This window comes from Saccharopolyspora sp. NPDC002686 (assembly GCF_040295745.1).
In the GTDB taxonomy this organism is placed as follows: Bacteria; Actinomycetota; Actinomycetes; order Mycobacteriales; family Pseudonocardiaceae; genus Saccharopolyspora; species Saccharopolyspora oryzae.
The window spans coordinates 1-1,077 of record NZ_JBEOVY010000680.1 but is presented as its reverse complement, the minus strand read 5'-3'; the positions used below and the strand labels follow the sequence as shown (position 1 = coordinate 1,077).

General features: G+C 69.8%; 1 protein-coding gene. It reads left to right on the top strand.

Annotation, left to right across the window (positions count from 1 at the left end):
• The first annotated feature begins 243 nt into the window (after nucleotides 1–243).
• A complete protein-coding gene (locus ABTZ89_RS38845; RefSeq protein ID WP_351054506.1) occupies nucleotides 244–993 on the top strand; it encodes a putative protein N(5)-glutamine methyltransferase in 750 nt (249 codons plus the stop codon).
• The last annotated feature ends 84 nt before the right edge of the window (nucleotides 994–1,077 follow it).

Genomic DNA, 1,077 nt, shown 5'->3' with positions numbered 1-1,077 from the left:
TTCTTTGACCAACCTGGTCACGACCCCAGTTCCTTTTCCCCTCTCCCCCACCCGCGCCGATCGACGCGGGTGGGTTTGCTACTGTGCCGCGAACCGTTCACGAGGCGAGGAGGTGAGACCGATTTCCCCCATGGCAGATCGGGTGCTCTCCTCCGACGACCTGACGCGTCGGTGATCGCGCTGGAGCGCCCGCCAGATCTTCGAAAGGCGCTCACGATTTCTTCTTCCTCTCTCTCCTCCGATGTGGTGGCCGCGCTGCGCTCGGCCGGGTGTGTTTTCGCCGAGGACGAGGCCGCTCTGCTGCACGATGCAGCGCACGACGACACCGAGTTGGCCGAGCTGGTGCGGCGACGCGTCAGCGGCCTGCCGTTGGAACAGGTGCTGGGCTGGGCGGAGTTCTGCGGATTGCGGATCTCCCTGTCCCCGGGGGTGTTCGTGCCCCGCCGCCGCACCGAGTTCCTCGCCGAGCAGGCGATCGCGCTGACCGGTTCCGGTCCGGTGGTGGAGCTGTGCTGCGGAGCGGGTGCCGTGGCCGCGGCAGTGCTCGTCGCTCATCCGTCGGTGGAGCTCTACGCCGCTGATGTCGATCCCGCCGCGGTGAGCTGCGCGGCGGGGAACCTGCCCGGTGCTGCCGGGGTCGTCCGCGGTGATCTGTACCGGGCGTTGCCCGACGAGCTGCGGGGCCGGGTCGAGGTGGTGGTGGCCAACGCCCCGTACGTGCCCACCGGTGAAGTCGGCATGATGCCGCCGGAAGCCCGGTTGCACGAGCCGGCGGTGGCTTTGGACGGCGGTGCCGACGGTCTGGACATCCAGCGGCGGGTGGCCGCCGAGGCACCTCGATGGCTCGCACCCGGCGGGAATCTGCTGATCGAGACCAGTCGCCGGCAGGCCCCGGGCACCGCTGCGCTGTTCACCGAAGCCGGGCTGCTCCCCCGCATCCTGCACTGCGAGGAGCGCGACGCCACCGTCGTGGCCGGAACCCGACCGCGCTGACACGCTCAACGCGGCACGGGTGTGCGGGAAGAGGACTGCCCGAGGTAATCAACGCGTTGTCCGGCGGCTCGGTCTACGAGGTGC